The following is a 19,725-nucleotide window of genomic DNA, read 5'->3' on the forward strand; positions in this document are numbered from 1 at the left end:
CTTGTGGTGATCTTGCGGGGATGTCGTGCCTCCAGGCTTCCGGCGGGCCGCCCCGGGCCGGCAGAGCCGCCGGTCCCGCCTCCGACGGGACTCCTGTCCCGGGACATGAGGACACGGCGTCGGGTGTAATACGTCCCGTGACACAAACCGGACCTTCCGCCCTTCCGGCGGCAGCGACGTCCTCCGCCGCGGTGCGCGGGTGGTGGGCCGTCGGGGTGGCCGTGGCCGGGGCCGGGATCGCGGTCGCCACCGTGGCGCTGGACGTCGCCGCCGGGGACGTGCGGTTGCCGCCGACGTCGGAGCTGGAGCCCGGGTGGCCGGCCGCGCTGACCGGGCTCGCGCAGCTCGTCCCGGGCGCGCTGCTGCTGCGCCGGCTGCCGCGGCATCCGGTGGCCTGGGTCCTGGCGGTGTTCGGGCTGCTGTGGTTGCTGGACGGGCTCACGGGAAGCTGGGCGACGTACGCCGCCTACGTCTCGCCCGGCCTGCCGGGGGCCGCGGCGGCGTACTGGTCCTACTCGCGGTTCGGGGCGTCGCTGCTGCTCGGGCTGCCGCTGCTGATCCTGCTGTTCCCGGACGGCCGGCTGCCGCCGGGGCGGGTGTGGCGGGCATTGTCGGTGACGAGCCTCGTGCTGACCGGGCTGCTCACGGCCCTGCTGGTGACCGCGCCGACGGCGGTGATGGAGCGCTACCACGACCGGGCGATGCCGCCGGAGATCGCGCGGCTGGGCCTCGACTTCCTGTCCGTGGACCTGCCGTACGGGTTCTGGGAGCCGGCGCTGGCGCTGGCGTACGCGTCCGTCCTGGTGAGCCTGGTGGTGCCGTTCGCGTCGATGGTGCGCAGGTACGTGGTCGCCGACGCCGAGCGGCGGGCCCAGATCCGCTGGCTGATGTGGGCCGCGCTGGTGGACATGATCGTGCTCCTGCTGCCGCTGTCGTTGTCCCCGCAGATCCCGGCGGCGCTGCTGACGCTGGCCATCGCGTTCACCGCCGCGGCCGTGGTGGTGGCGGTGACCAAGTACCGCCTGTACGACATCGACCGGCTGCTGTCGGCCACCGTGGCCTACGGCCTGCTCGCCGCGCTCGTGGTGCTCATGGACGTGGTGGTGTTCACGCTGGTGGGCAGCGTCCTCGGGGAACGGGACTCGGCCCTGGCCGCCATCGCGATCGTCGCCGTCCTGTACGCCCCGCTGCGCACCTGGCTCTGGCGGGCGGTGCGCCGGCTGGTGCGCGGCTCCAGGGACGACCCGTACGCCGCGGTCTCGACGCTGGCCGAGCGGCTGGAGCTGGCCACGGACCCGGACGAGCAGCTGCTCGCGGTGGCCACGACGCTGGCGGAGGCGTTCCGGCTGGCCTACGTGCGGGTGGAGATCGAGCGGCCGGGCGGCGAACGGTCCGTGGTGGAGCACGGGTCGCCGCGCGGGCCGTCGGTGTCGCTGCCCGTTGCCTACCGGGGCGAGACCGTGGGGCGGCTGGTGCTGTGCCGCACCGATCTGACCGAGCGGGACCAGCGGCTGCTCGGCGACCTGGTCCGCCAGGCCGCCGCCGCGGCGCGGGCCGTCGAGCTGAGCACCGACCTGCAGCGCATCCGCGCCCGGCTGGTGCTGGCCCGCGAGGAGGAGCGCCGCAGGCTCCGGCGCGACCTGCACGACGGGCTCGGCCCGAGCCTGGGCGCGGTGGCGCTGCGCATCGAGGCGGCCCGCAACCTGGCCGCCGGCGCGCCCGAGCAGGCCGACCGCATCCTGGAGCAGACGGCCGCCGAGGTCGGCGGGGTGCTGGCGGACGTGCGCAGGCTGGTCCACGACCTGCGCCCGCCCGCGCTCGACGAGCTGGGCCTGCTGCGCGCGATCGAGCAGCAGGCCGGCCGGTTCCGCACCGCGGCCCTGGACGTCCGCGTCACCGGCGACGGCCCGCTGGGAGCGCAGGGCGCGCTGCCCGCGGCGGTGGAGGTGGCGGCCTACCGTATCGTGTCCGAAGCGCTGGCCAACGTGGCCAGGCACGCGGGCGCGGCCCGCTGCGACATCACGCTCACCGCGCGGGAGGGGGCGCTTGAGGTGGCGGTACGCGACGACGGCTCGGGCATCGGCCCCGACGTGGCGGCGGGCGTGGGCATGCTCTCACTGCGCGAGCGCGCCGCCGAGCTGGGCGGCGACTGCCGGGTGAGCTGCCCGCCCGGCGGCGGCACCCTGGTCCTGGCCCGGCTGCCGATGCGGGTGGAGGCCGCCGATGTCTAGCCGGGAGCCGATGCGGGTGGAGGCCGCCGATGTCTGACCAGGAGCCGATCAGGGTTCTGCTGGCCGACGACCATCCCGTCTACCGCGACGGGCTCGCGCTGCTGCTCGGCTCGATCCCGGGCATCGAGGTGGCCGGCACCGCCGCCGACGGCCCCGAGGCGGTCGAGCGCGCCGCCGACCTCCAGCCGGACGTCGTGGTGATGGACGTCCGCATGCCGGGGCTCGACGGCATCGAGGCCACCAGGCGGATCGTGGCCGACAGCCCGCACGTCGCCGTCGTCGTGCTGACCATGTCGGAGGAGGACGCCACGCTGTTCGCCGCGATGCGCGCGGGGGCCCGCGGCTACCTGCTCAAGGGCGCGGGCCAGGGCGAGATCGTCCGGGCGATCACCGCGGTCGCGCACGGCGAGGCGATCTTCGGCCCGGCGGTGGCGCTGCGCGTCGCCGAGTTCTTCCAGGGGGCCGCCGCGGCCTCCGGCGACCCGGTCTTCCCGCAGCTCACGCCGCGCGAGCGGGAGATCCTTTCGCTGGTGGCGGCCGGCCGCTCGAACGCGCAGATCGCCTCGGCCCTGTTCCTGTCGCCGAAGACCGTGCGCAACAACGTCTCCAACATCTTCGCCAAGCTGCACGTCGCCGACCGCGCCGAGGCCATCGTCCGCGCCCGCGACGCGGGGCTCGGGAAGTGAGCCGTTCGGGGCTCCCGTACGTCATAGAGGTATGAAGATCTGGCGAATCGTGCTTCCGCCGGCGCTCGCGCTGGCCGTCACGGCCTCCGCGCTGCCCGCCGAGGCGGTGACCACGCAGCGGAAGGTGCTGGTCGACCTGCGCGAGGAGGGCGGCTTCGCGGGGCTGCTGAACCGCGTGACGGTCTACACCGACGGCTGCTTCCGGCTCAGCCGCCGCACCGGCCCGGTGGTGACCAAGTGCCTCACGGCCAGGGAACACCGTCAGCTGCGCGGCTATCTGAAGGAGCTGCGGATCGGCCGGTCCGAACGCCCGCCGCAGGGCGCGGACTTCCTCAAGTACACGCTGACCCACAAGGGCCACCACGCCACGCGGTACACGCTGCCCCGCACGTGGAAGCCGGTGGTGGCGCACCTGGACAAGGTCCTCGTCAAGTACTGGGCTCCGGACTGACCGTAACCCTCTCCATCAAGCGATTGACCAAGGGGGCGGGACGGAACTACGGTCGGTCGTATGAGACCTGCCGACAGCGGACAGCCGGCCGTGATCCTCAAGGCGGCCACCCAGCTCTTCGCCGCGCTCGGCTACGACGGCACCTCGACGCGCCAGATCGCCGACGCCGCGGGGATGAACATCGCCACCGTCAACTACCACGTGGGCGGCAAGCGGGAGCTGTACCTGGCCGTCATGGAACGTGCGCACCGGGCGGAGAAGGCGGCGCTGGACAAGGCGCTCGCCCATCTGCCCGGTGACGACCCGGTCGCCTCCATCCACCGCCTGGTGGACGACTACCTCGACTTCTGCGCCGACAACCCGGAGATCCCCGCGCTGTGGATGCACCGCTGGCTCTCCGACGCCGGCGACATCACCGAGCTGGAACGCCAGTACGTCCAGCCCCTGGTCTCCGCCGTCACCGGCGCGCTGCGCCCGGCGGTCGAGGCCGGCGTGATCGACGGCACGGTCGACCTGGAGTACGCCATGTGGACGGTCATCTGGTCGATCCACGGCTTCGCCAAGGGCGGCGTGCTCGACGCCGACGGCCGCCGCAGGGGCGCGGGCGACCGGGCCGCGCTGCGCCGCTTCCGCGCCCACCTCCACCTCACCCTCCACCGCACCCTCGCCCTCCCCGGCGACCCTCGAACCCTCCTGCCCGACACCCCCGAAAGCCCTCTGCCTGGCGCCTCCGGAAACCCCCTGCCCGGCGACCCGCGATGACCGCGGCGGACACCGGCCGGCTCGGTCGCGGACGGCTGCTCGGCTACGGCGTCGGCTCGGTCGGCACCGGCGTGTTCTCCGCCGTCCCCGGCCTGCTGCTGCTCTACTACCTGACCGACATGCTCGGCGTGCCCGCCGCCGTCGCGGGCGCCGTCCTGGTCGCGCCGAAGATCTGGGACGTGCTGCTCAACCCGCTCGTCGGCGCCGCCAGCGACCGCGAGGCCGTGCGCACCGGCCGCCGGACGCGGCTGCTGGCGGTGGGCGCGGCCACGCTGCCGGTGGCGTTCGCGCTGATGTTCGCCGTGCCGGGCGGCGTCGCGGGCGGCGTCGGCGGGGCCGCGTGGTCCGGGGTGGCGTTCCTGCTGGCCGCGACCGCCTTCGCGAGTTTCCAGGTGCCGTACGTGGCGCTGCCGGCCGAGATGTCGGCGAGCCCGGCCGAGCGGACCAGGATCATGTCGTGGCGGGTGGTCTGCCTGACCGTCGGCATCCTGGTCGCGGGCGGCCTGGCCCCCACAGTGGTCGACCTGGCGGGCGGCGGGCGGCCGGGGTACGCGGTCATGGGCGTCGCGATCGGGCTGGTCATGGCCGCCGCCCTGGTGGCCGCCACGCTGGGCACGCGGTGGGTGTCGTCGCGTCCGGGGCCCCGGCAGCTCGGCCCGGCGGCGGCCTTCCGGCTGGCCCGGGGCAACCGGCCGTTCTTCGCGCTGCTGGCGGCGTTCGTCACGCAGGCGCTCGGGGTGGCGGTGATGCTGGCGGGCGCCCCGTACGTGGCCTCGTACCGGCTGGGCGACTACGGGCTGACCTCGGTGATGTTCGTGTGCCTGGTGGGCCCGAGCATGCTCGCCGTGCCGGCCTGGGCCCGGCTGGCCCGCGCGTACGGGACCGTGCGCTGCTACCTGGCCGCCTCGGCCGGGTTCGCCGTCGTGGCGCTCGCCCTGGTCCCCGCCATCGCGGCGGGCAGCCTGGCCGCCACGCTGGCGCTGACCGCGCTGGCCGGGGTCTGCTACGCCGCGCTGCAACTGCTGCCGCTGTCGCTGCTGCCCGACACCGTGCACGCCGACGCCGCCCGTACCGGCCACGCCCAGGCCGGCGCGTTCACCGGCCTGTGGACGGCCGGCGAGACCGCCGGGCTCGCGCTCGGCCCCGGCCTGTTCGCGCTGGTCCTGGCGGTGTCGGGGTTCGTCTCCGCGCCCGTGGAGTCGCCCGTCGCCCAGCCGGCCGGCGCGCTGACCGGGCTGCTGCTCGGCTTCACCGCGCTGCCCGCCCTGCTCATGCTGATCAGCCTGCCGTTCGTCGTCCGCTACGGCCGGCTCGCCCTCGACCCCGCCGTCGTCCCCGCCAAGGAGAACGTGTGACCCTCCCCCTGTCCGGAAGAACCGCCGAGGACCTGCTGTCCGAGATGGCCAGGATGAAGCAGCACGACCTGCCGGTGCGGGGCGGGCAGGTGACCGCGTACGTCTACGACACCGGCCGGCCCGAGGTGCACGAGGCGGCGGCCCGCGCGTACGCCGAGATGCTGGAGGTCAACTGCCTGGACCCGACGGCGTTCCCGAGCATCGTCGAGATGGAGAAGCAGGTCGTGGGCGCGGTCGCCGACCTGCTCGGCGGCGGCCACGGCGTCTTCACCAGCGGCGGCACCGAGTCGATCATGCTGGCGGTCAAGGCGGCGCGGGACGCGGCCGGGCGGCCCGGCGCCAACCTCGTGCTGCCGGTGACCGCCCATCCGGCCTTCCACAAGGCGGCCCACTACCTGGGCCTGCGGGTCAAGGCCGTGCCGGTGGACCTGGAGACGTACAAGGTGCGGGTGGCGGACGTCGCGGCGGCGATCGACGAGGACACGGTCCTGGTGGTGGTCTCGGCGCCGTCGTACCCGCAGGGCGTGATCGACCCGGTCGCGGAGGTCGCCGCCGTGGCCGCCGAGGCGGGCGTGGCCTGCCACGTGGACGCGTGCGTGGGCGGCTGGCTGCTGCCCTGGCTGCGGGAGGCGGGGGCCGACGTGCCGCCGTTCGACCTGTCGGTGCCGGGGGTCACCTCGCTCTCCTGCGACCTGCACAAGTTCGGCTACGCGCCGAAGGGCGCCTCGGTGGTGCTGTTCGCCGACCCGGCGACGCGGCGCAAGGCGTACTTCGCCTCGGCCGCCTGGCCCGGCTACACGATCATCAACGCCACCGTGCAGAGCTCCAGGTCGGCCGGGCCGCTCGGCGGCGCGTGGGCCACGCTCCAGGCGCTCGGCCGGGAGGGGTACGTGGAGCTCGGCCGCGCCACCCGCAAGGCGGCGGCCCGGCTCAGGGAGGGCATCGCCGCGATCCCCGGCCTGCGGGTCCTGGGCGCGCCCGAGTCGTCGCTGGTGGCCTTCGCCGGGGACGACCTCGACGTGTTCGTGCTGGCCGACGCGGCCCGCGAGCGCGGCTGGTTCCTGCAACCGCAGCTCTCCTACGCAGGGATCCCCGCGAACCTGCACGTCACGGTCACCGGCGTGACGCTGAACGGCGTGGAGGCGATGCTCGGGGTGATCGCCGACGCGGCGGAGGCGGCCCGGCTGCGCGGCCCGGCCGTGGTGCCGGACGGCCTGGTCGAACTGATCGCCGACCTGGACCTGGACGCCCTGGACGACGCGACCTTCGCCGAACTGGCCGCCTCGGTGGGCGTGGACCTGCGTCCGGGCGCGGGGCAGCCGGGGATGGCCACGGTCAACGCCGTCCTGGACGCCCTGCCCGCCGAGACCCGGGAAGCCCTGCTCCTCCGCTTCCTCTCGGTGATCTACGCCTCCTGACAGGGCAGGTCGAACTCCCCCTTGGCGGCTCCGTCGAGAAAGGCCAGCCATTCGTCCCGGGTGAAGGCCAGGATCGGGCCTTCACCCCGGTCCTTGGTGTCCCTGACGAGAACGCCGTCATCCGCCCGCCGCATCACCTCGACACAGCTCCCGCCGTTTCCCCCCGACGCCGTCGCCTTGACCCAAACGCCCGCACGGAGACCACTCGCCTCACTCATAGCTCTCCATCGCCTCACGGATGATCTCGCGGCTCCTGTCCACGGGATACGCCATGCCGGACAGGGCCTCCCATCGCACGATAAGCGCTTGCACGGTGCTGGCGCGATTGGTCACCCGGCCTTCCTCGGCACTCTCCAGATAGGCGTGATCAGGCCCACCGTCCAGGAGTGTGGCCACCTCGAAGGCGCCGAGGCATCCGACGGTGAGCCCCGCCTTCAACGGGACGACCCGCAGCGTGACGTAGGGCGGGTTGAGCACGCCGAGCAGCTTGGCGAGCTGTTCTCTCATCACCTCCGGTCCGCCGACAGGCCGGTGGAGGACGCTCTCGTCCACGAGAGCGGAGTAGATCGGCGGGGTTTCGCGACCGAACACGGATTGCCGGTGCAGCCGGAACCGCACGGCCTCCTCGGCCTCCCGCTGCACGGCCCCCGGCTCTCCCAGGAAGACATGTCTGGCGTAATTCTCCGTCTGGAGCAGGCCGGGGATCAGCAGGGGCTCGGACGTCCTGATGGTGTGGGCCGCCGCCTCCACCTTGGGCCATTCGCGGAACCAGCGCGGGCCCAGCGCGCCGTGGATCTGCGGCAGCAGCTCCGTCAACTGGCCCTTGAGGCCGAGGGCCTTCTCCACTTCGCGGGTGAAGTCCTCGCTCGGCTTGCGCAGGAGACGTTCCACGTGCCCGACCGCGCTCTCGCTGTAGGCCAGCCGGTCCGCCAGACGCTCCTGGCTCAAGCCCTGGTCCGTACGGAAGGCACGCAGGCGTCTGGCGTACTCGGCCCACGCTTCCGCTTCTTCTTCCTTCGGCATGTCACGCCCTTCCCACAACCGTTCACGCAGAGGCACGGCGTACTCACTGTAAGGAACTGTACGGCCGATCCCACGGGCTGGTCAGCCGAATCAACCGCATCCTGAGAACCCGCGTACACGCGACCTCGGCCTGTACGCCCATCCCGGAGGTGATCATGTCCAGTTCCCTGCATGCGGGCGTCAAGGTGTGGACGGTCGGCGAGCTCGACGACCCGGCGATGCTGCCCCGGCTGGCGCGTACCGAACTGGCGGCATGGCTGGGGGCGGACCACCAAGCCCTGGACGACCTGCGGCTGATCGCTTCGGAGCTGGTCACGAACGCGGTGCAGCACGCGGCGGCGCAGTGGGTCCGGCTGTCCCTCGCCCCGGAGGCGGGGTTCTGGCGGCTGGCCGTGACCGATCCGGGCCGGAACGGCCTGGTTCCGTGTCCCCGCGTGCCGGCGGACGCGGACGAGTCGGGACGCGGACTCCGGCTGGTGCACGAGCTGACCACCGGACTGTGGGGGACCTACCAGGACAGGGCCGGGGAGCGGGTCGTGTGGGCGTTGCTGCGCCGGTAGCGGAGTTTCGATACCTGGGTTGCGAAATGCCGCCCTCCGGGATTACGCTACTCAGGTAGCGAAAAGGAGGCAGGGCATGGTGGGACGACCGCGCAGGAGTGACGTCGACGAGGGTGTGCTCAGGGCCGCCACCGAGCTGCTGCTCGCGCGCGGCTACGCCGGCCTGTCCCCCGACGAGGTCGCCGAGCGGGCCGGCATCGCCAAGACCACGCTCTACCGCCGCTGGCCGACCAAGGACCACCTGGCCCTGGCCGTCGTCAACCGGCTCCAGGACCACGACGAGATCACCGACACCGGCGACATCCGCCGCGACCTGCCCGCGTACCTGGAGAAGATCGCGGCCGGGCTCAACCGGATGCGCGCGGCCGGCCGCGCGCCCGGCGACGACGACGGGTCGGCGGGCACGGTGGCCGAGCTCGTGGCCGCCGCCGCCCGCCACGCCGACGTCGGCGAGCTGGAGCGGCAGATGTACGCCCGCCGCAACACCCTGGCCCGCGCCCTGCTCGAACGGGCCAGGGACCGCGGCCAGCTACGCGCCGACCTCGACGTGGAGGCCCTGTTCGACCAGCTCGCCGGGGCCCTGTACTACCGCGTCCTGATCACCGGCCTGCCCGTCGGCCGCGCCTACGCCGAACGCCTCGTGGAGACAGCACTCCGCGGCGCCCTCTCCGAGAACGGATAACACCATGTCGCTCATCGACCCTCGCAGCACCGCCGTCATCCGCTCCGTCGACGCCGAGGTCATCGGCGGCCCGCCCAGCACCGGCCGCATGCTCCTCGACTCCAGCGCCACCGGCGGCGCCCTGAGCACCGTGCGCATCACGCTCGGCGCGGGCGCCGACGGCGCCGTGCCGCACACCCACACCACCGCCTCCGAGATGTTCTACGTCCTCGACGGCCGGGCGCAGGTGCTGGCCGGCGACGAGGTGATCACCCTGGAGGAGGGCGACGTCGCCGTCGTCCCGCCCCACGTGGCCCACGCCTTCGCCGCGGCCCCGGGCGCCGAGGCCGACCTGCTGATCGTCATCACGCCGGGCGTCGAGCGGTTCGAGTACTTCCGCCTGCTGGCCCGGCTCAAGACCGGCGAGGCCACGCTCGAAGAGCTGCTGGCCTCGCAGGACCGCTTCGACAACCACTTCATCGACAGCCCCGCCTGGGCGAAGGCCCGCTCCTGAAGGGTCAGACCTTGGTGATGCGCACGGCGTCGGCGATCACGTAGCCGGTCGCCGAGGTCCACCGGCTCACCCCGACCACGTTGTACGTCCCGGCCGCCAGCGTGTACGTCCCCAGCACCCGCCACGCCCCGCCGCCGGTGCGCTGGTCGACGTTGACCGTCTGGTTGCCGCCCGAGGCCGCCACGATGTGCGGCGCGGAGCCGTTGTAGCCCGCGTTGGCCGGGTACCAGACCTCCACCCGATAGCTGCCCGCGCTCGGGATCGCCGCCCGGAACCAGGCCGGGTCGCTGGCCGCGACCGGGTCGGCGAAGCGGTAGTCGGCGCCGTTGGCCTGGGTGGAGTAGCTGGAGGTGCCCCAGGAGGAGGAGGCCGTGAAACCGGCGTCGGCGTTGTCGATCACGACGCTGAAGCCGCCCGTGCCGCCCGCCGACCGGCCCTCGCTCGGCGCGCTCTCCTGGTGGGTCCTGCTCAGCGCGGTCACGTAGTAGGTGGACGCCCCGCCGCCGGGGTCGGTGTAGGACTTCTGCCTGGTCGTGCCGATCAGGTTGCGGGCGTCGGCGAAGAAGCACGGATCGGCCGAGGGCGGGGTGCCGGCCACGCGGTAGACCGCGTACGCCGTGCCGGAGCCGGTCCAGGTGAGCTGGACGCCGTTCGAGCCGGCGGTGGCCGCGGTGATCGCGGGCGCGGCGGGCGCGGCCCCCGAGCCCCGGGCGGGCAGCAGGGCGGGCTTGGCGTAGTGGTCGGCGACCAGCTTGGTGATCGCCCCGATCCGGTCGGCCTTGACGTCCTTGGCGCTGAAGTACACGTCACCGGCGATCTCGGGGTGTTTCCTGTTGTCGTACAGGTGGTCGCTCAGCTCGGCCGGGTCCTGCCAGGCGGCCTCCTGGCCCGAGGCGCCGGCCCGGTACGCGGCCTGCCCCACGACGAGCTGCACGCCGGTGCCGCGCACGACGTCCGACCACCACGCGGTGAGCACCTCGTAGGCGGCCGTCGAGAACCCGATGTGCCAGTAGATCTGCGGCGCCAGGTAGTCGATCCAGCCCTGCTTGACCCACTGCCGGCTGTCGGCGTAGATCGCGTCGTAGGACTGGAGGCCGGAGGTGCGCGAGCCGAGCGGGTCGGTCGAGGAGTTGCGCCAGATCCCGAACGGGCTGATCCCGAACGACACCCACGACTTGGCGGTGTGGATGCGCTGGCCGAGCTCGCGGACGAGCAGGTTGACGTTGTCCCGCCGCCAGTCGGCGATGTTCGGGAACGCGCCGCCGTACTGGGCGTAGGCGGCCGAGTCCGGGATGGCCTGGCCGCTGACGGGATAGGGGTAGAAGTAGTCGTCGAGGTGCACGCCGTCCACGTCGTAGCGGGTGACGGCGTCCATGATCGCGTCCTCGATGAAGTCGCGGACCGCCGGGATGCCCGGGTTGTAGTAGAGCTTCCCGCCGTAGGCGAAGCGCCAGTCGGGGTGCTGCCGCGCGGGGTGCGTGGAGATCAGCTTGGTCGGGTCGTCGTTGTTGGCCACCCGGTACGGGTTGAACCAGGCGTGGAACTCCAGGTTCCGCGCGTGGGCCTCGCCGACCATGAACGCCAGCGGGTCGTAGCCGGGGTTCGTCCCCTGGGTGCCGGTCAGCCATTGCGACCACGGCTCGTACGGCGACGGCCAGAACGCGTCCGCCGTCGGCCTGACCTGCACGATCACGGCGTTCATGCGCTTGGCGACGGCCAGGTCGAGCCAGGCCCGGAACTCGGCCTGCTGGGCGGAGACGCTGAGCCCGGTACGGCTCGGCCAGTCGATGTTGGCGACCGAGGAGATCCACATCGCCCGGAGCTGCCGCTTGGGCGTCGCGGGATCGGTCGCGCAGGCGGCCGCTGCGGAAGAGGAGGTGGGGGCTGCGGAGGCGGGGACGGGAGCCACGGCGGTGACGACAGCGGTGACGGCGGCGGCGGTGAGCGCCGCCAGGACGGTACGCAGGAGCGCGGTCACGAAAGGAAGTTTCAGTCCCCTGATCGCGGAGCGCAATAGTTTTCAGGGGCCCAACTTTCCGGCTGCCCACCGGTCGGCGGGCGGAAAGTTTCACCTAACACGTCTGTAATGTCAATTATCGACATTGTGTCAGAGGTGACATACGTTGGGCCGCATTCGGCGGCCAAACGCGGGCCGCGGACCCGCGCCCGCGTTCCACCCGTCACCCCCCAACGAGGAGCATCCCCATGATTCTCGCCCGCACGCGATTAGCTGCCCTCGCCACGTCCGCCCTGACCGTCGCCCTGATCACCGCGGGCCAGCCCGCCGCCCAGGCCGCCCGGGAGCCCGCGCTGCCGGCCGCGTTCGCCAAGGCCGCCTCGGCCAGCGACGTACCCCGCGATCTGCTGGTCGCGCTCGCCTACGCCGAGACCCACCTCGACGACCACCAGGGCAAGCCCAGCGCCAGCGGCGGCTACGGCCTGATGCACCTGGTCAGCAACCCCACGACCCACGCGCTGGAGAAGGCCGCCCAGCTCGCCGGCCTGCCGGTCGAGAAACTGCGCTCCGACAACGCCGCCAACATCCTCGGCGGCGCCGCCCTGCTCCGCTCCTACGCCGACGAGCTCGGCCTCGACGACGCCGGCCGCAAGGACGCCGGCCGCTGGTACCAGGCCGTCGCCAAGTACGGCAACGCCTCCTCTCCGGAGATCGCCCGGCTGTACGCCGACTCGGTCTACGAGCAGCTCGGCCTCGGCATCACGGCCCGGGGCGTGACGGTCAAGCCCCAGGAGGTCACCGCCGACCGCGGCGACTACGCCAAGGCCCGCGACCTGAGCGCCCAGGGCGACGTCGGCGTGCTCAGCACCGACTACGGCCCGGCCGCCTGGGTCCCGGCCAGCTCCAGCAACTACACCGCCTCCAGCCGGCCGTCGAGCTACGCGATCGACCGCGTGGTCATCCACGTGACGCAGGGCTCGTACGCCGGGACGATCTCCTGGTTCCAGAACTCGGCCGCGCAGGTCTCGGCGCACTACGTCGTGAAGTCGTCCAACGGCGCCATCACCCAGATGGTGCGCGAGAAGGACATCGCCTGGCACGCCGGCAACTGGACGTACAACACCAGGTCGATCGGCATCGAGCACGAGGGCTACGTCAGCGAGTCCTCGTGGTTCACCGACGCCATGTACCGCGCGTCGGCGGCCCTGACCAAGGCCATCTGCGACAAGTACGGCATCCCGAAGGACCGCGCCCACATCATCGGGCACAACGAGGTCCCCGGGGCCGACCACACCGATCCGGGGCCGTACTGGAACTGGACCACGTACATGAACTACGTGACCGGCGGCGGCACGCCCTCGTGGTCCACCACGGTGGACAACGCCACCTCCGGCCAGTTCACCGCCAGCGGCAACTGGGGCACCTCCGCCTACTCCAGCCAGCGTTACGGCGCCGACTACCGATTCTCCGACCCGGTCGCCGCCAGCGACCCCGCCTGGTACCAGGCCGCGATCCCCAGCGCGGGCACGTACAAGGTGGAGGTCTGGTACCCGTCCGATCCGGGCTACAACAGCTCGGCGCCGTACATCGTGGCGGCCTCGGGCGGCAACCAGACCGTCTACGTGGACCAGCGCTCCGGCGGCGGAGGCTGGCGCAGCATCGGCACCTTCTCGCTGAACGCCGGCACCTACAACGTCGTCGGCGTCAGCCGGTGGACGGCCGGCACGGGCCTCGTCATCGCCGACGCGGTCCGCATCAGCAAGGTCTGATCGGCCCGAGCCCGGTCCGGGGCAGGTCCGGAAAGGCCCGAGCCATCGAAAGCCGGCTCACACCCTCTCCCCCGGGGGTGTGAGCCATTTCACTTTGCCAATCATGTAATCGATTTCATAAGCTGCCGTGTAATCGATTACACGGAGGAACGATGGCAAGGATCAAGGACGTCGCCGCACAGGCCGGTGTCTCCGTCGCCACGGTCTCCCGCGTGCTCAACGACAACCCCTCGGTCAACGAGGAGACCCGGCGCCGAGTTTACGACGCGATGAGCGCGCTCAACTACGTGCCGAACGCCGTCGCCCGCTCCCTGCGCACCACCGCGACCAGGACGATCGGCCTGATCATCGGCGACGTCCTGAACCCGTTCTTCACCGAGCTGGCCAGGAGCGTCGAGGACGAGGCCAGGCGCGAGGGCTTCACGGTCGTCATGGGCAACGCCGACGAGCGCGCCGACCAGCAGGACCACTACGTCCGCACGCTGCTGGAGCAGCGCGTCGACGGGCTGCTGATCTGCCCGACCGCCGAGGTCACCCCGCTGGTGCAGCAGCTGGCCGAGGCCGGCCGCCCGGTGGTGTTCCTCGACCGCACGATCTCCGGGCTCGACGTGCCCTCCGTGCGTTCCGACGGCGCCGCCGCCATCGCCGAGCTGGTCCGCCACCTGCGCGAGCAGGGCCACCGGCGGATCGCCCTGGCCTCCGGCCCGGCCACCCTGTCCACCGGCCGCGAGCGCACGGCCGCCTTCGCCGCCGCGATGGCCGCCGAGGGCCTGGAGGTGCGCCCCGAGTACGTGCGCCCCGGCGACTTCCGCGAGGGCAGCGGCCGGCGCATCACCGCCGAGCTGCTCGACCTGCCCGAGCCGCCCGAGGCGATCTTCTTCGGCGACAACCTGATGACGCTCGGCGGTCTGGAGGAGATCCAGGCCCGGAACCTGCGCATCCCCGCCGACGTGGCCGTCGCCTCCTTCGACGACGTGACCTGGTTCAAGCACACCGCCCCGCCGATCACCGCCATCGCCCAGCCGACGGCCGAGATGGGGCGCCTGGCCGTGCGGCTCGTGATCGGCCGGATCCAGAGCGGGCAGGCGGCCGACTCGCACGTCCTGCCGGCGCGCCTGGTGATTCGCCGATCATGCGAGCGGAAAGGGATCATGGAGTGACCGCGGAGATACTCAAGGCCGAGGGCCTGCGCAAGGTCTTCCCCGGCGTCGTGGCACTCGACGGCGTCGATCTGAGCCTGCGCGCCGGTGAGGTGCACGTCCTGCTCGGCGAGAACGGCGCGGGCAAGAGCACGCTGATCAAGATCCTGTCGGGCGCGTACCGGCCGGACGGCGGGCACGTCACCGTCGACGGGCAGCCGGTGGACATCCGGTCGGCGGGCGACGCCCAGCGGCTCGGCATCGCCACCATCTACCAGGAGTTCAACCTGGTCCCCCAGCTCACCGTCGCGGAGAACCTGGCGCTCGGCCGCCCGCCGCGCCGCTTCGGGCTGGTGGACAAGAAGCGCATGGAACGGCAGGCCAAGGCGCTGCTCGACCGTGTCGGCGTGGACGTCGACCCGGCGACGCCGATCTCCCGGCTCGGCATCGCCCGCATGCAGATGGTGGAGATCGCCAAGGCGCTCGCGCTCGACGCCCGCGTGCTCATCATGGACGAGCCCACCGCCGTGCTCACCTCCGGCGAGGTCGCCAAGCTGTTCACGATCGTCCGCCAGCTCCGCGACGAGGGCGTCTCGATCGTGTTCATCACCCACCACCTGGAGGAGATCGCCGAGATCGGCGACCGGGTGACCGTGCTGCGCGACGGCAGGTCCGTCACCGAGATCCCGGCGGACACCGCCCAGGACGAGCTGATCAGGCTCATGGTGGGCCGCCCGATCGACCAGCAGTTCCCGCGGCAGGCCGCCGAACGCGGCGAGGCCCTGCTCAAGGTCTCCGGCCTCGGCCGCAGGGGCGTCTTCGACGACGTCTCGTTCGAGGTGCGCGCGGGCGAGGTGGTCGGGGTCGCCGGACTGGTCGGCGCGGGCCGCACCGAGGTCGCGCGGGCCGTCTTCGGCGCCGACCGCTACGACACCGGCGAGGTGGTCGTCCGTGGCACCCGCCTGGCGCCCGGCGACGTGCACGCCGCCATGGAGGCCGGGCTCGGCCTGGTCCCCGAGGACCGCAAGGGCCAGGGCCTGGTCCTCGGTGCGGACGTGGCCGAGAACCTGGGCCTGGTCACCATGCGCGCCGCCACCCGCGCCGGCTTCGTCGACCGCGCCGGCCAGCGCAAGGCCGCCGGGAAGGTGGCCGAGCAGCTCGGCATCCGGATGACCGGCCTGGACCAGGAGGTCCGCACACTGTCCGGCGGCAACCAGCAGAAGGTCGTCATCGGCAAGTGGCTGGTCGCCGACGCGGGCGTGCTCATCCTCGACGAGCCGACCCGCGGCATCGACGTCGGGGCCAAGGTCGAGATCTACCAGCTCATCAACGCGCTCACCGCCTCCGGGCACGCCGTGCTCATGATCTCCAGCGATCTGCCGGAGGTGCTCGGCATGAGCGACCGCATTCTGGTCATGGCCCGCGGCAGGCTCGTCGGCGAGCTGCCCGCGGCCGGGGCCACGCAAGACGACGTCATGGCCCTCGCGGTCACGGATGTGGAGGGTCCCCGTGCCAAGTAGCACCGTTCCGAACAAGCTCACCGGCCGCCGGTCGCCCGCCGCGGCCTGGTTCGCCGAGAACGGCGCGCTCGCCGCGCTCGTCGTGCTGGTCGTGGCGCTGTCGTTGTTGTCCTCCGACTTCCTCAGCGTGACGAACCTGCTCAACGTCGGCGTCCAGGCGGCCGTCACCGCGATCCTGGCCTTCGGGGCCACGTTCGTGATCGTCACCGGCGGCATCGACCTGTCCGTCGGCTCGGTCGCCGCGCTGTCGGCGATCGTGCTGGCCTGGACGGCCACCAGCGCCGGGCTGCCGTGGCCGGTCGCCGTCGTGGTCTCGCTGGCCGTCGGCGTCGTGTGCGGCCTGGTCAACGCCGCCCTGATCGCGTACGGCAAGCTGCCGCCGTTCATCGCCACGCTGGCCATGCTGGGCATCGCCCGCGGTCTGGCGCTGGTCATCTCGCAGGGCAGCCCGATCGCGATGCCCGACTCGGTCTCGCACCTGGGCGACACGCTCGGCGACTACCTGCCGATCCCGGTGCTGGTGATGCTGGTCATGGGCGTGATCGCGGCCGTGGTGCTCAACCGCACGTACCCGGGCCGGGCCATGTACGCCATCGGCGGCAACGAGGAGGCCGCCCGGCTGTCCGGCATCAAGGTCAACCGGCAGAAGCTCATCACGTACGCGCTGTCCGGCGTCTTCGCGGCGGTGGCCGGCATCGTCCTGGCCAGCCGGCTGGCCTCGGCGCAGCCGCAGGCCGCGGCGGGCTACGAACTGGACGCGATCGCGGCCGTCGTCATCGGCGGCGCGAGCCTGTCCGGCGGCAAGGGCAGGGCGCTCGGCACCTTCGTCGGCGCGCTCATCCTCGCCGTGCTGCGCAACGGGCTGAACCTGCTGTCCGTCTCGGCGTTCTGGCAGCAGGTCGTGATCGGCGTGGTGATCGCGCTCGCGGTCCTCGTCGACACCCTGCGGCGCAGGGGAACGAACTAGGAAAAGGAAGTAAAGATCATGCGGATTCCCGCGATTGTCATGGCCGGCGCCGCGCTCACGCTCGGCCTGGCCGCCTGCGGCTCCTCCGGCGACGGGGGCTCCGGTGGCACGTCCTCGGGGGGCGGGGACATCAAGATCGGCATGTCGGTGTCGACCCTGAACAACCCCTACTTCGTGCAGCTGCGCAGCGGCGCGGAGGCGGAGGCCAAGAAGGAGGGCGTCACGCTGACCGTCACCGACGCCCAGAACGACGCCTCCCAGCAGGTGAACCAGGTCCAGAACTTCACCAGCCAGAACATGAAGGCGATCATCGTCAACCCGGTGGACTCCGACGCGGCGGCCCCGGCGGTCAAGGCGGCGGACCGGGTCAAGATCCCGGTGATCGCGGCCGACCGCGGCGTCAACGGCGCGGAGGTGGCCCAGACCGTGGCCTCCGACAACGTGGCCGGCGGCAAGCTGGCCGCCCAGGAGCTGGCCAAGCAGCTCGGCGAGAAGGGCAGCGTGGTCGTGCTGCAGGGCACGGCGGGCACGTCCGCCTCGCGCGACCGGGGCCAGGGCTTCGCCGAGGGCATCGCCGCGTACCCGAACATCAAGGTCGTGGCCAAGCAGCCGGCCGACTTCGACCGCACCAAGGGCCTGGACGTCATGACCAACATGCTCCAGTCGAACCCCGGCATCACCGGCGTCTTCGCCGAGAACGACGAGATGGCGCTGGGCGCGATCAAGGCCCTGGGCGCCAAGGCGGGCCAGCAGGTCAAGGTCGTCGGCTTCGACGGCACCCCCGACGGCCTGAAGGCGGTGCAGGCGGGCACGCTGGCCGCCAGCGTCGCCCAGCAGCCGTCGCTGCTCGGCCAGCAGGCGGTGCAGGCCGCGGTCAAGGCCGCCAAGGGCGAGACCATCGACAAGACGGTGGCCGTGCCCGTCAAGGTGGCGACCAAGGAGAACGTCGCGGACTTCCAGTGAAACGCGCGGGGATTCTGAACGCCGAGCTGGCGGGGGCCATGGCCCGGCTCGGCCACACCGACCAGGTGCTGGTCTGTGACAGCGGGATGCCCGTGCCGCCCGGCGTGCGGGTGGTCGACCTGGCCTTCCTGCCGGGCATCCCGGCCTTCGCCGACGTGCTCGACGGGCTGCTCGCCGAGCTCGTCGTCGAGGGGGCCACGGCGGCCGAGGAGGTGCGCGCGGGCAACCCCGGCTGCGCCGAGCTGCTCGCGGCCCGGCTGCCGGGGCTGGCGTACGTGCCGCACGAGGAGCTGAAGCGGCTGTCGGCGGGGGTGCGGCTGGCTGTCCGCACCGGAGAGGCCACGCCGTACGCGAACGTGATCCTGCGGTGCGGGGTGGCGTTCTAGGGACGCCTGCCCCGGCCCACTGGGAAGCGGGCGGAGGAAGATCTACTCTGGCGTCGAGGGAGGCGCCATGACCCACGAGGCAGCAGAGCCGGACCCCGCGCAACTCCGTCGCGTCGCCATGGCGAGCGCGGTCGGCACCACGATCGAGTGGTACGACTACTTCATCTACTCCACGGCCGCCGCGCTGGTCTTCGGCTCCCAGTTCTTCTCCCCGCTCTCGCCCGCGTCGGGCACCCTGGCCGCGTTCGCCACGCTCGGCGTCGGGTTCCTGGCCCGGCCCGTGGGCGGCCTGGTGTGGGGGCACTTCGGCGACCGGCTCGGGCGCAAGGCGATGCTGGTCGCGTCCCTTTTGCTGATGGGCGCGGCCACGGTCGGCGTCGGGCTGCTGCCCACCTACGACCGGATCGGGGTGGCGGCCCCGATCCTGCTGCTGGTCCTGCGGCTGCTCCAGGGGCTCAGCGCCGGCGGCGAGTGGGGCGGCGCGGCGCTGCTCGCCGTCGAGCACGCCCCGCCCGGCAAGCGCGGCCGCTACGGGCTGTACTCCCAGGTGGGCGTGCCCGCCGGGCTGATCCTGGCGCAACTGGTGTACGTCGCGGTGACGGCCGGGCTGTCGGAGGCGCAGTTCGCGAGCTGGGGCTGGCGGCTGCCGTTCCTGTTCAGCGTCGTGCTGGTCGCGGTCGGGCTGTTCATCAGGCTGCGGGTGACCGAGACGCCGGTGTTCCGGGCGCTGTCCGCCGAGCAGGCCCGCAGCAGGCGGCCCGTCCTCGACGTCTTCCGCGAGCGGCCGCGGGCGCTGCTGCTCGCCTCGGCCAGCTTCGTCGCCAACACCGCGATCGGCTACGTGTTCCTCGCCTACCTGCTGTCCTACGGCACCCAGGTGCTGAAGGTCAGCAGGAACCTCATGCTCGTCGTGGTGATCGTCGGCAGCCTGACCTGGCTGGCCGGGATCGTGGCCACGGCGATCTGGTCCGACCGGATCGGCCGCAAGCCGGTCTACCTGGCCGGCTCGGTGCTCCTCGTGGTCTGGGCCGTGCCGTTCTTCCTGCTGGTGGACACCAGGGTGGCGGCGCTGATGGTGGTCGCCGTGGTGGTGCTCAACGTGGGGCTCGCCGCGACGTACGGGCCGCAGTCGGCGCTGTTCGCCGAGATGTTCGAGCCCCGCTACCGCTACAGCGGGGTCTCCTTCTCGTACGCGGTCGGCGCGCTGCTCGGCGGCGGGTTCGCCCCGCTGGTCGCGACCGCCCTGCACGAGGCGACCGGCACGTCGTTGTCGGTGTCGGCGTACATGGCGGGGGTCGGGCTGATCAGCCTGGTGGCGGTGCTGGCCATGAAGGAGACCCGCCCGCCCGTGGCCGCCGGCTGA

19 protein-coding genes are annotated in these 19,725 nt (G+C 72.5%); 16 read left to right on the top strand and 3 right to left on the bottom strand.

All coding sequences use genetic code 11. The features are described 5' to 3' along the window. The first annotated feature begins 137 nt into the window (after positions 1-137). The 6 genes from ACIBQ6_RS14135 to ACIBQ6_RS14160 are packed head-to-tail and all read left to right on the top strand — an operon-like array spanning position 138 to position 6,903. Positions 138-2,231, top strand: a complete 2,094-nt coding sequence (locus tag ACIBQ6_RS14135) for a histidine kinase (RefSeq protein ID WP_397212219.1) — start codon at positions 138-140, stop codon at positions 2,229-2,231. Between the two features lie 29 nt (positions 2,232-2,260). Then, entirely contained in the window at positions 2,261-2,917 is a 657-nt protein-coding gene (locus ACIBQ6_RS14140) for a response regulator transcription factor (protein WP_352320660.1), read from the top strand. Between the two features lie 31 nt (positions 2,918-2,948). Next, positions 2,949-3,368: a hypothetical protein gene (locus tag ACIBQ6_RS14145; RefSeq protein WP_397212221.1), complete on the top strand. Its 420-nt coding sequence runs from the start codon at positions 2,949-2,951 to the stop codon at positions 3,366-3,368. Positions 3,369-3,428: 60 nt separating this feature from the next. After that, the gene (locus tag ACIBQ6_RS14150; protein WP_397212223.1) at positions 3,429-4,130 is read left to right on the top strand and encodes a TetR/AcrR family transcriptional regulator; all 702 of its coding nucleotides are present in this window, start codon (positions 3,429-3,431) and stop codon (positions 4,128-4,130) included. Then, positions 4,127-5,485 carry an MFS transporter gene (locus ACIBQ6_RS14155; RefSeq protein WP_397212225.1) on the top strand — a complete coding sequence of 453 codons (1,359 nt, stop codon included), beginning with the start codon at positions 4,127-4,129 and terminating at the stop codon, positions 5,483-5,485. The genes ACIBQ6_RS14150 and ACIBQ6_RS14155 overlap by 4 nt, the downstream gene beginning before the upstream one ends. Next, positions 5,482-6,903 (top strand): pyridoxal phosphate-dependent decarboxylase family protein, encoded by a 1,422-nt coding sequence (locus ACIBQ6_RS14160; protein ID WP_397212227.1) that lies wholly within the window; start codon positions 5,482-5,484, stop codon positions 6,901-6,903. The genes ACIBQ6_RS14155 and ACIBQ6_RS14160 overlap by 4 nt, the downstream gene beginning before the upstream one ends. Here the strand turns inward: ACIBQ6_RS14160 and ACIBQ6_RS14165 are convergent. Then, positions 6,891-7,121, bottom strand: a complete 231-nt coding sequence (locus ACIBQ6_RS14165) for a DUF397 domain-containing protein (RefSeq protein WP_358291755.1) — start codon at positions 7,119-7,121, stop codon at positions 6,891-6,893. The two genes, ACIBQ6_RS14160 and ACIBQ6_RS14165, sit on opposite strands and share 13 nt — an antisense overlap. Continuing rightward, a complete protein-coding gene (locus ACIBQ6_RS14170) occupies positions 7,114-7,926 on the bottom strand; it encodes a Scr1 family TA system antitoxin-like transcriptional regulator (protein ID WP_397212229.1) in 813 nt (270 codons plus the stop codon). The genes ACIBQ6_RS14165 and ACIBQ6_RS14170 overlap by 8 nt, the downstream gene beginning before the upstream one ends. A gap of 155 nt (positions 7,927-8,081) precedes the next feature. Between ACIBQ6_RS14170 and ACIBQ6_RS14175 the strand changes: the two genes are divergently transcribed. The 3 genes from ACIBQ6_RS14175 to ACIBQ6_RS14185 all read left to right on the top strand — a co-directional run bounded on the left by ACIBQ6_RS14175 (position 8,082) and on the right by ACIBQ6_RS14185 (position 9,661). After that, entirely contained in the window at positions 8,082-8,486 is a 405-nt protein-coding gene (locus ACIBQ6_RS14175) for an ATP-binding protein (protein WP_397212231.1), read from the top strand. A 76-nt stretch (positions 8,487-8,562) separates the two neighbouring features. Beyond that, positions 8,563-9,168 carry a TetR/AcrR family transcriptional regulator gene (locus ACIBQ6_RS14180; protein ID WP_358291749.1) on the top strand — a complete coding sequence of 202 codons (606 nt, stop codon included), beginning with the start codon at positions 8,563-8,565 and terminating at the stop codon, positions 9,166-9,168. Positions 9,169-9,172: 4 nt separating this feature from the next. Further along, positions 9,173-9,661: a cupin domain-containing protein gene (locus ACIBQ6_RS14185; protein ID WP_397212233.1), complete on the top strand. Its 489-nt coding sequence runs from the start codon at positions 9,173-9,175 to the stop codon at positions 9,659-9,661. A gap of 4 nt (positions 9,662-9,665) precedes the next feature. Here the strand turns inward: ACIBQ6_RS14185 and ACIBQ6_RS14190 are convergent, their stop codons facing one another. Next, complete coding sequence (locus ACIBQ6_RS14190) at positions 9,666-11,639, bottom strand: family 10 glycosylhydrolase (protein ID WP_397212235.1); 1,974 nt, start codon at positions 11,637-11,639, stop codon at positions 9,666-9,668. 227 nt (positions 11,640-11,866) lie between these two features. Between ACIBQ6_RS14190 and ACIBQ6_RS14195 the strand changes: the two genes are divergently transcribed. The 7 genes from ACIBQ6_RS14195 (at position 11,867) to ACIBQ6_RS14225 (ending at position 19,725) form a co-directional block, all read left to right on the top strand. Then, positions 11,867-13,387 carry an N-acetylmuramoyl-L-alanine amidase gene (locus ACIBQ6_RS14195; RefSeq protein WP_358291743.1) on the top strand — a complete coding sequence of 507 codons (1,521 nt, stop codon included), beginning with the start codon at positions 11,867-11,869 and terminating at the stop codon, positions 13,385-13,387. 152 nt (positions 13,388-13,539) lie between these two features. Then, positions 13,540-14,547 (top strand): LacI family DNA-binding transcriptional regulator, encoded by a 1,008-nt coding sequence (locus ACIBQ6_RS14200; protein ID WP_364412829.1) that lies wholly within the window; start codon positions 13,540-13,542, stop codon positions 14,545-14,547. Further along, complete coding sequence (locus tag ACIBQ6_RS14205; RefSeq protein ID WP_397212238.1) at positions 14,520-16,046, top strand: sugar ABC transporter ATP-binding protein; 1,527 nt, start codon at positions 14,520-14,522, stop codon at positions 16,044-16,046. Before ACIBQ6_RS14200 ends, ACIBQ6_RS14205 begins: the two co-directional genes overlap by 28 nt. Beyond that, entirely contained in the window at positions 16,036-17,013 is a 978-nt protein-coding gene (locus tag ACIBQ6_RS14210) for an ABC transporter permease (protein ID WP_352358766.1), read from the top strand. The genes ACIBQ6_RS14205 and ACIBQ6_RS14210 overlap by 11 nt, the downstream gene beginning before the upstream one ends. A gap of 18 nt (positions 17,014-17,031) precedes the next feature. Next, positions 17,032-17,976 carry a substrate-binding domain-containing protein gene (locus ACIBQ6_RS14215; protein ID WP_358291739.1) on the top strand — a complete coding sequence of 315 codons (945 nt, stop codon included), beginning with the start codon at positions 17,032-17,034 and terminating at the stop codon, positions 17,974-17,976. Beyond that, the gene (rbsD, locus tag ACIBQ6_RS14220) at positions 17,973-18,362 is read left to right on the top strand and encodes a D-ribose pyranase (RefSeq protein ID WP_358291736.1); all 390 of its coding nucleotides are present in this window, start codon (positions 17,973-17,975) and stop codon (positions 18,360-18,362) included. Before ACIBQ6_RS14215 ends, rbsD begins: the two co-directional genes overlap by 4 nt. A 67-nt stretch (positions 18,363-18,429) precedes the next feature. After that, positions 18,430-19,725 carry an MFS transporter gene (locus ACIBQ6_RS14225; RefSeq protein WP_397212241.1) on the top strand — a complete coding sequence of 432 codons (1,296 nt, stop codon included), beginning with the start codon at positions 18,430-18,432 and terminating at the stop codon, positions 19,723-19,725.

It is taken from the genome of Nonomuraea sp. NPDC049655 (assembly GCF_044465465.1).
In the GTDB taxonomy this organism is placed as follows: domain Bacteria; phylum Actinomycetota; class Actinomycetes; order Streptosporangiales; family Streptosporangiaceae; genus Nonomuraea.